Source organism: Exiguobacterium sp. A1_3_1, assembly GCF_048985645.1.
GTDB classification, from domain to species: Bacteria; Bacillota; Bacilli; order Exiguobacteriales; family Exiguobacteriaceae; genus Exiguobacterium_A; species Exiguobacterium_A indicum.
Map to the genome: position 1 here is coordinate 1 of NZ_WBYY01000151.1, position 8,160 is coordinate 8,160.

The window sequence follows — 8,160 nt, forward strand, 5'->3', positions numbered from 1 at the left end:
TTCGACACCTTGTTCGCGTGCCGCTTCAATTGCCTGAATCGTCTCCGGTTCAATTCGTTGCTTGCCCGAAAGAACGGTTCCGTCCATGTCTGATACGAGTAGCTTGATTGGATTTGCCATCGTCTTCACTCTCCTCTTTTTCTATTTCCATACCACTATACCATTTTTCACATTTTGACTGGTCGTAAACGCGGTTTACAAAATCGGTGACAACAAACGCGAAATACTTTCCTTGAATTTGATCGTTCTTGAACGCGCGGCATACGACTCGACCGTCATGAGCTTTGATACCTCACAATCAGCGAGGAAGAGACGTTCTAGTTCAATCGCTATTGCCTGATCATAGACGATCGTGTTCATTTCAAAGTTCAACCGAAAACTTCGCGCATCGATATTCGTCGTCCCGACTGAAGCAATCTCGCCATCAACGACGATCGTCTTCGCATGTAAAAATCCAGGTTCATACGTGTAGACTTTAGCTCCGTACGATAACAACTCTCCTACAGCAGCAGTCGTTGCCCAGTAAACGAATGGGTGGTCCGGTTTGTTCGGAATCATGATACGGACTTCCACTCCGGACAGAAGGGCTGCCTTACATGCATCTAAATAACTCGTGTCTGGAATGAAATAAGGCGATTGGATATAAATTGTCCGTTTTGCTTCGTTGATCATCTTGATCAAGGCAAGCTTCAAATACTCTGAACGGGAATCCGGACCCGATGTGACGATTTGCATCGGTAATATATCCTGAATCCTATGCGTTCCATAGTAAAACAATGATTTTTCCGTATAGACGTCACTTGCTTGGTTCCAGTCGAGAATAAAGCGGTCGAGTTGATCATGAACGACGTCACCTTCCAAGCGAAAATGTGTATCCCGCCAGTAGCCGAACTTTTCATCGATCCCGAGATATTCCGTACCAACGTTGAACCCACCAATATAGCCGATTCGACCGTCGATGATACAGGATTTACGGTGATTCCGGTTGTTCAATCGAAAATTAACGAATCCAATCGTCGACGGGAAAAAGGCAAACACTTCTCCTCCGTGCGCGAGTAACTCCTTGAAATCCGTCCGTTTGAGACTCCGTGATCCGACAGCATCATACAATAGACGGACTTTGATCCCACGACGGGCACAATCGGTCAATGTATCGATCAACGCTAATCCGAGACGATCTTTCTGAATGATGTAATATTGGATGTTCACTTCATGCTCAGCCTGGCGGATATCTTGAATCATCCGATTGAATTTTTGCTCGCCATCCGAAAGAATCTGCAATTGATTCGAGAGACTGAGCAGGGAACCGTTCGACATTAAGTTCATCCGAATCATATCCCGATGTTTTTGAATCATCGGGTGCCGTCCCATCGTGACAAGTTCTTTTTTCTGTAAGGCAATCCGTCTATCCTGTTCCAGTTGTTCTTCATCCGTGACACGATAAAAATTCGTTTTTTTCAACAGTCTTCCGAAAAACAGATAGACGAGAAACCCAACGAGCGGAACGAAATACAAGATGAATACCCATGCCCACGTCGCACCAATATCGCGCCGCTCAAGAAAAATAACCGTCAGGACAGCCAAGATATTCATGATAAGCAATCCGTAGACGATGATGATCGTGAACGTACTCCATACTTCCACCATACGATTCCCTCCCGCTTCAACGGTATTCTTCAATTTTGATTCCTCTGTCTCTTATTCCCGTTTCCTTCCGTGTCATTCTTCTGAAGACAAAAAAACCTTTTTGAAGCACGGCTAGCTTCAAAAAGGTTTAGGTGTGTCATGATTCTTTACATGGTTCCGGTTGTTGTAACGCCATTTGTTCAAGCGTCGCTTTGACACCTGCTACACAGTCTGGCAAACCAACACCATCATAGGCGAGTCCGGCTAAATGAATGTGTGGATAGTGAGAAGCGACGATTTCTCGCACTTCTTGAATCCGCTGTGCATGTCCTACCGTATAGGCCGGTAAGCCGTCTAAGAGACGACTGATGACGACACGTTCCGGTTGCAATGGACGACCACAGATGTTTTCAAGATCTTCTAAGACGACGCGTTCAATCATTTCGTCTGTTTCACGAACGAGTGCATCTTTTCCGGGGCGTCCGATGAAGGCACGGAGCACGGTATGATTCGGTGCTGCATGATTCCACTTTTGATCAATCGCCGTGCATGCTGTAATTGAATACGGCGCCCGACGGTTGACGATGAATCCCGTTCCATCAATCGGTAACGCTGTTTCCTTATCGAAAATCAACGTGACCGTCGCCGTCGAGTGTGTTGAAAGGTTCGCAAGCCCTGGAAGCGTCGCATCTGGTAACAGGGACACGACTTGGCGATGCGGAATCGTCAACAAAATATCATCAGCATATTCTGGACCATGATCCGTTTCGAGACGATACCGCCCGTCTTCTTCCCGTTCGATGGAGCGAAGTGGTGTCTCTAGACGAATCTCTGTCCGTTCGAGTACCTCTTCTAAACGCTCGACGAGAGACTCGAGTCCAGTAGCAAGTGATAGGAATTGACCTGTCGCTTTGAGCGCCGGACCTTGTTGTTGATCAAGCGGACGCATGAGGCGCATCCCTTCGAACAAGCTTCCAGCCTTTTGCTCATTCGCAACGAATTGCGGGTAGGTCGCGAACGTACTCATCCGGTCGATATCACCCGCATAGATGCCTGAAAGAAGCGGTTCGATCAACTTCTCGACGAGCGCATCTCCAAGACGCGGACGCAGGTATTCCCCTAATGGGATGTCTGTTTCCGGAATCGTCAAATTAGGAGCAGGGTGAAGCAAGCGTTCTGTCACCTCTGCCTTTTCTTCTTCCGTCAGTAGAGACGTCTCTGCGAATAACTCTAAATCGGTCGGGATGCCCATGACGGCACCTTTTGGAATCGGGTGGAGACCGCGCGCATCCAAGATATACGCTTGCGACGTGTTATTGCGAACGAGTTGCTCCCCTAATCCGATCTCTTCGATGAGATCCGTCAACACGTGTTTCCGTGCGACGTATGAATCCGGTCCCCGCTCGATCGTCAATCCTTCGTCCCGATATGTCGCCACCTTACCACCGAGACGACCCTCTGCCTCGAGTAACGTGATGTTCATCTCTGGAAACTGCTTCTCTGCATAATAGGCGGCTGCAAGTCCTGATATACCACCGCCCACGATGACGAGACGTTTACTGGACATAACTACCCACCTGTTTCGCGACGGCTTCCGTGACAGCTTTCATGAAAGCTGGATCCGCGTTTGGCATGACAGGTCGCGCATAGTGAATTCCGAGTTCGTCGCAGACGACTTTACACTCGTAATCATTATCGAACAATACTTCTAGGTGATCGGCAACGAAACCAACGGGTACGTAGACGAATGCTTCATATCCTTTTTCTTCGTAGACGTCACGTGTCAAATCCTGAACATCTGGTCCAAGCCATGGTTCTGGCGTTTGTCCAGCCGATTGCCAGCCTGTGATCATATGCGGTACACCAGCACGTTGCGCGATCAATTCGGCTGTTTCCTTCAATTGCTCTGGGTATGGATCACCGTTTGCAATGATTTTCTCAGGTAGACTGTGTGCTGAAACGACGAGAACGGCTTTCTCTTCAGGTACTGGTAAAGCGTCGAACGTCTTGCGGATTTCTTTCCCCCACCAATCGAGAAACGCTTCTTCTTTGTACCACGATTCGACGGACGCGAGACGAATACCATGTTGGTCCGCGACTTCCTTCGCACGACCGTTATATGAACGGATACTGAACGTTGAATAGTGTGGTGCTAAAACGACCGTGACCGCTTCCGTAATGCCGTCTTTTGCCATTTGCTCGACAGCATCCTCAACGAATGGCTCGATGTGTTTCAGACCAAGATAGAGTTTGAACTCGATTTCACCAGCATATTTCTCAGACAGTTGACGGTGTAGCTCTTCAGCCTGATCAATCGTGACTTGTGCGAGTGGTGAGACACCACCGATGGCTTCGTAACGTTCCGTCAACTCTGCCAATGCTTCTGGAGACGGTTTGCGCCCGCGACGGATGTGCGTATAATAACGCTCGATATCTTCTGGTTTATATGGCGTACCGTACGCCATAACAAGTAGTCCTAACGTCTTCATTTTCCTACCTCCATTTTTTCTTTCGAATAATCATGGATAAATGCAGTCAAACGTTTCAATACTTCTGGATCGACTTCCGGGAAGATGCCGTGACCGAGGTTAAAGATAAATCCTGGTTGCTTCATTCCCATGTCGAGAATTTCCTTCGTTTTTGCTTCAAGGATATCCCACGGTGCTAGCAGATAAGACGGGTCGAGGTTTCCTTGGACAGGTTTCGTCAATCCACGCTCACGTGCTTCGTCAATCGACAAACGCCAATCAAGTCCGACGACGTCTAACGGTAAACTGTGCCATTCTTCTGCCAAGTGACTCGCTCCTACACCGAACATGATCATCGGCACGCCTGTATCTTTTAATTCCGTGAAAATGCGTTCCATCGTTGGCTTGATGTAACGGACATAATCTTTCCGGCTTGTCGTTCCGACCCATGAGTCAAAGATTTGGAACGCTTGGATTCCTGCATCCACTTGTGACTTGATGTAATCGATGACCATGTCACCTAGTTTCTCCATTAAGGCATGCCATACCTCAGGTTGTCCATACATCAATGCTTTCGTTTTATGGTATCCCTTCGAAGGACCACCTTCAATCATATAGCTCGCAAGCGTGAATGGTGCCCCGGAAAAACCAATCAACGGTACTTCGAGTCGTTCTCGTAACAAACGAATCGTTTCATAGATATATGGAATATCTTCGCGGTTGAATGGTTGTAATGCTTCGACATCTGCCATCGTGCGAATCGGGTTCGCGATGACTGGACCGATACCACTCTTGATTTCGACGTCAACGCCCATCGATGGAAGTGGCGTCATGATGTCTTTATACAGAATCGCTGCATCGACCCCTAATTGTTTTACAGGTAGTTCTGTCACATATGCGCCTAGTTCCGAGTCATGTGTGATCTCGAAAAGCGTCCGCGTCTTCTTGATTTCACGATATTCCGCTTGATAACGACCTGCTTGTCGCATGTACCAGACGGGAACGTGATCAATCTGCTCGCCACGGATCGCCCGCAAAAACGTATCATTGAATTTCTTCATCATAACTACCCCTTTATACTCGTTCTAACGCCCCAAAAAAACGTACGATAAGTTTGTGAACACAGAAACATTATATCTGAAATTAAGAAGTCTGTGCCAATAAATCGTTTACAAAATGACAGTTCTGTTACCAGTTCATGAAATGTTCACTGTTTCTTGTAAAGACCGAACGCAGCGTTTAACTGACCGCGGATCAAGTCTGAACGTTGCTGTTCCGTTACCTTACGTTCTTTTTCTCGAATTTCGTGCGTACGCCAGCCATCCTCGATTTTTTCCGCGACTTCGACGAGTCGCTCGACATCCGTAAACGAATATTTTCGTGTTTTTCCATTTGTCCGTTCTGGAAAGATCAACTTCCGTTCCTCATAGTAACGAATCTGACGTTCTGACAAGCCGGTCAATTCACAGACGATTCCGATCGACATCACCTTTTTTTCACGGTAGTTCATCTTCGTCACTCCTTTCCACAAAAATACCATGTCAGATTTTCTGACACAACACGTTTCTTTGAAAGTATTTCCGTCTAAAGTAAACACATACTTTAAATGGATAAAGGAGGAACGACAATGAAACTGGAACAACTCGCTATCTCAGTCGATACGTTTTATGTCTTATTCGCAGCACTGCTCGTCTTTACGATGCAAATCGGATTCTTACTTCTAGAAACAGGGATGTTACGGGCGAAGAACGCGGGGCACGTCGCCGTCAAACAAATCATCAGCTTCTCGGTTGCCGCTCTCGCCTTTTGGGCCATCGGATTCGGATTGACGTTTGGTGATGGCAATTCTATCATCGGAACGGAAGGATTCTTTTTACAAGGAGGATTCAGCAGTCTTGATTGGTCGAACATCACGATTGATGTGAAGTTCCTCTTCCAACTCTCATTCGTCGCTGTCTCCCTCGCGATCGCTTGGGGCGGATTCGCAGAACGTGCTAAATTATCCGTCTACCTGTTGTTCGGAACGTTTTTCGTTGCTATCATCTATCCGATCATTGCACGTTCCGTTTGGGCAGGTGGATTCCTTGGTTCGCTCGGGATGCAAGACTTCGCTGGATCAACGGTCGTTCACTTACAAGGTGGGATTGCTGCACTCGTTGCTGCTTTACTGCTCAAGAAACGAATCGGTGCTGAAAAAACACCGTTACTCGGACACAACGTCATCTATTCTGTCGTTGGTGCCTTCATCCTCTGGTTATGTTGGTTCGGCTTCAATGCTGGTTCGACACTAACGATTGCCGATGGATTCTTTAGTTACGTTGCCTTGACGACGTTACTTGCGACTGCAGCAGGTGCCCTCGGTGCTCTTGCCATCTCATTCTGGCACCGTCGTGTCGCAGATATCCCTTCGATCATCAACGGTGTCTTAGCTGCACTCGTTGCCATCACAGCAGCCTGTGCCTTCGTCGAACCGTGGGCAGCTGTCGTCATCGGTTTCCTCGCTGGTGTGATCACATATGGAACGAGCATTCTTCTCGCAAGCCGTGTCGATGATCCATTATGTGCCTTCTCCGTTCATGGCGTCGCTGGTATCTGGGGTACACTCGCAACTGGATTCTTCGCTTCACCACGACTCGTTGAAATCACAGGGATCGGACAAGCTGGTCTCTTCTATGGTGGCGGTTTTACGCAACTCGGTGTTCAAGCACTTGGTGTCGTCTTTGCCGTCGTCATCGTCAGTGTCTTGAGTTATGCATTCTTAAAAGTTCTCGACCTTACGATTGGTCTTCGGATCACACGCGAAGATGAACTCCGCGGACTGGACGTTGCGGAACATGGTCAATCTTCTTACGATCTCCCTGCTCCTGTCAGCAAAGAATTGCGTATGGTCGAAGAAGAAGATCTCTCAAACGAACGCGTCAATTAATAAAAAGAACAAGAGCCTACACGATGGATTCATCGCGTAGGCTCTTTCTTGTTTATTATTTTCGAGCGTAGTATTCACCAATCACAAGCGCCAAGGCTGCCCCACCAACGACATAGATGGATCCGCTTAAAAAGAATCCAAGTAGCGTCAAGACGATGCATTGACTGATTGCTGCGAAGCGGATGATTTTTCGTTTCGCCTGTACAGCATTTCCAAACGGTAATAGACGAGTCAATAGATGTTGGTCCACTGCCTTCGTGAACGGTGCTAGTTGAAAGCTTGTCAATCCTGCAAACGCAGGGATTGCAAGCGCAACGAACAACTCGTTGCCACTCGCTAACCACATGAACACAGCCCCGATCAGCGTCAAACGAACAATCAATCCGATCCCGTCTCCACTCCGGATGAACTGTTTGACATACAAGTAATCGAATGTCGTTTGCGCTCGATATGGAATCCGCTCGACCATGTTACTCAAGAGACGACGGCGTTTATATGTTGCCGATAAATGCGGCACATCGACGAACCAGTTCGCTAATCGATAAAAACGATCACGCGATTCCTGTTCGAGCGCAATCCATTCGCGTAGAGGAAGATGGTCCTGACGCTTTAAATGGAGTACGACCATTAAGAGAAGTGCGACGACGATTGTCATCCACGCCATATTGATGATGACGAGTAGCGCCGCTCCGCACGCATACAGTAACACCGTCCGATGTGCGATGCCTTCAAGCTTTGATAAATTCGCAGCAGCTCCGAACAAAGCAAGCGCTACCCCAAGTAAAACAAGTTCAAGTGGTGTCGTCTGTTCCGTTCGAACATAGAGAACAACGACAGCTAAAAACGGAATCACGGCACGGATGATACCAAAGACCGCATTGTACGCTCGTACTTGTTGCATGAAACTTGATAACTTCGCTAACACCGGTAATAGAAACACTTGGTCCGCCTCAACGAGAAACGTCCGACTCGTCCGATAGAGCGGTAAAATCAGAAACAAGGCTGCCATGACGAATCGACCTGGAAACGATGGATCGAGTTGGTCGAGGAAACGTCCGTAGACGACTAAACCGTACAAAATAACGAAGTAAACGGTAAATAACAGTCCGCCATTCGCCATGTACCTTGTATATTTCACCG

The 8,160-nt window shown here is 47.7% G+C and carries 8 protein-coding genes; 1 reads left to right on the forward strand and 7 read right to left on the reverse strand.

Annotated features, from left to right (window positions below):
* The 6 genes from F8N00_RS14145 to F8N00_RS14170 all read right to left on the reverse strand — a co-directional run.
* A partial coding sequence (locus tag F8N00_RS14145; RefSeq protein ID WP_421018422.1) for an HAD family hydrolase occupies nt 1-120 on the reverse strand: 120 nt, incomplete at its 3' end.
* Nucleotides 121-195: 75 nt separating this feature from the next.
* Complete coding sequence (cls, locus tag F8N00_RS14150) at nt 196-1,647, reverse strand: cardiolipin synthase (protein WP_410756311.1); 1,452 nt, start codon at nt 1,645-1,647, stop codon at nt 196-198.
* Nucleotides 1,648-1,783: 136 nt separating this feature from the next.
* A complete protein-coding gene (hemG, locus tag F8N00_RS14155) occupies nt 1,784-3,193 on the reverse strand; it encodes a protoporphyrinogen oxidase (RefSeq protein ID WP_075641985.1) in 1,410 nt (469 codons plus the stop codon).
* Nucleotides 3,183-4,115 carry a ferrochelatase gene (hemH, locus tag F8N00_RS14160; protein ID WP_023467355.1) on the reverse strand — a complete coding sequence of 311 codons (933 nt, stop codon included), beginning with the start codon at nt 4,113-4,115 and terminating at the stop codon, nt 3,183-3,185. Before hemH ends, hemG begins: the two co-directional genes overlap by 11 nt.
* A complete protein-coding gene (hemE, locus tag F8N00_RS14165) occupies nt 4,112-5,158 on the reverse strand; it encodes a uroporphyrinogen decarboxylase (protein ID WP_023467354.1) in 1,047 nt (348 codons plus the stop codon). The genes hemH and hemE overlap by 4 nt, the downstream gene beginning before the upstream one ends.
* 143 nt (nt 5,159-5,301) lie before the next feature.
* Nucleotides 5,302-5,604: a MerR family transcriptional regulator gene (locus F8N00_RS14170; RefSeq protein ID WP_023467353.1), complete on the reverse strand. Its 303-nt coding sequence runs from the start codon at nt 5,602-5,604 to the stop codon at nt 5,302-5,304.
* A gap of 117 nt (nt 5,605-5,721) precedes the next feature.
* Between F8N00_RS14170 and F8N00_RS14175 the strand changes: the two genes are divergently transcribed.
* Nucleotides 5,722-7,020 carry an ammonium transporter gene (locus F8N00_RS14175; protein ID WP_023467352.1) on the forward strand — a complete coding sequence of 433 codons (1,299 nt, stop codon included), beginning with the start codon at nt 5,722-5,724 and terminating at the stop codon, nt 7,018-7,020.
* A gap of 55 nt (nt 7,021-7,075) precedes the next feature.
* Here the strand turns inward: F8N00_RS14175 and F8N00_RS14180 are convergent.
* The coding region (locus F8N00_RS14180; RefSeq protein WP_421018421.1) for an ABC transporter permease at nt 7,076-8,160 on the reverse strand (1,085 nt) is incomplete at its 5' end.

Coding starts and splice junctions, on each gene's coding strand:
- hemG (WP_075641985.1), bottom strand. CDS start 3,193: ATGTCCAGTAAACGTCTCGTCATCGTGGGCGGTGGTATATCAGGACTT.
- F8N00_RS14170 (WP_023467353.1), bottom strand. CDS start 5,604: ATGAACTACCGTGAAAAAAAGGTGATGTCGATCGGAATCGTCTGTGAA.
- hemH (WP_023467355.1), bottom strand. CDS start 4,115: ATGAAGACGTTAGGACTACTTGTTATGGCGTACGGTACGCCATATAAA.
- cls (WP_410756311.1), bottom strand. CDS start 1,647: ATGGTGGAAGTATGGAGTACGTTCACGATCATCATCGTCTACGGATTG.
- F8N00_RS14175 (WP_023467352.1), top strand. CDS start 5,722: ATGAAACTGGAACAACTCGCTATCTCAGTCGATACGTTTTATGTCTTA.
- hemE (WP_023467354.1), bottom strand. CDS start 5,158: ATGATGAAGAAATTCAATGATACGTTTTTGCGGGCGATCCGTGGCGAG.